The organism is Streptococcus sp. GMD6S, from assembly GCF_000297015.1.
The window spans coordinates 1-707 of the sequence record NZ_AJRH01000227.1 but is presented as its reverse complement, the minus strand read 5'-3'; the positions used below and the strand labels follow the sequence as shown (position 1 = coordinate 707).

2 pseudogenes are annotated in these 707 nt (G+C 32.1%); both read left to right on the top strand.

From position 1 onward, the window contains the following. A pseudogene (locus tag GMD6S_RS09840) lies at window positions 1–412 on the top strand (DUF443 family protein); the annotation flags it as partial. Window positions 413–536: 124 nt separating this feature from the next. Then, window positions 537–707, top strand: a pseudogene (locus GMD6S_RS12645) (DUF443 family protein); the annotation flags it as partial.

The window sequence follows — 707 nt, the reverse complement described above, 5'->3', positions numbered from 1 at the left end:
TGTTACGAATGCTTTTAAGAGTTATGACATTAGCCATAATATTTCTTTTAAATTGGGTTTATTTGTCCTCTTTATTGCCCTGGCTTATCTTACTTTCAGGTTCATTGCTTTTGTGGTTCGTCATAATCTTCAACAAAAACTTTCAAGTAAAGAAACGAAGTATCAAATAGTTTTCAAATTAGCAAGACCACAACGTCAGTTAAAACTGTATAAACTTCTGCCTATTCTTTTCGTTATGGTTATAGGATGTTTGGGGTTTTATATATTTACTGATAATGGGACAGAGGCCTCTATCCTTATCATTAACAGTATTATATTTTTGGGTTTCTTTACGGTTATCTTAGGTATGTTACCACTCCGAGAAAGTTACGAAAAGCAAGAGATTATTTTTGATAGAATAGAGAAGTTATAATTTATAGTAACTTTATGAGGATTAAAACTATAACAAATGAGATGGGTGACAATCTTAATAAAAGTATATCAGATGTTGGCAAAGCATTTGATTCCGGTATTAAATCAATTCAGAAAGTGTTTGGGTGGTAAATGTGAAAATTAATTTTAGAGGATTAGATGTTGCTTATTTTGATGTGTTAGAGATGGGAGAGAAAAAGTACGTTCTTGATTCCAACTCCACAACACCAAAGAGTTATTATTGGGGACTTTCCCCTGAAACTCTTGAAGTTGATTTGATAGAACTCGATAGTCAG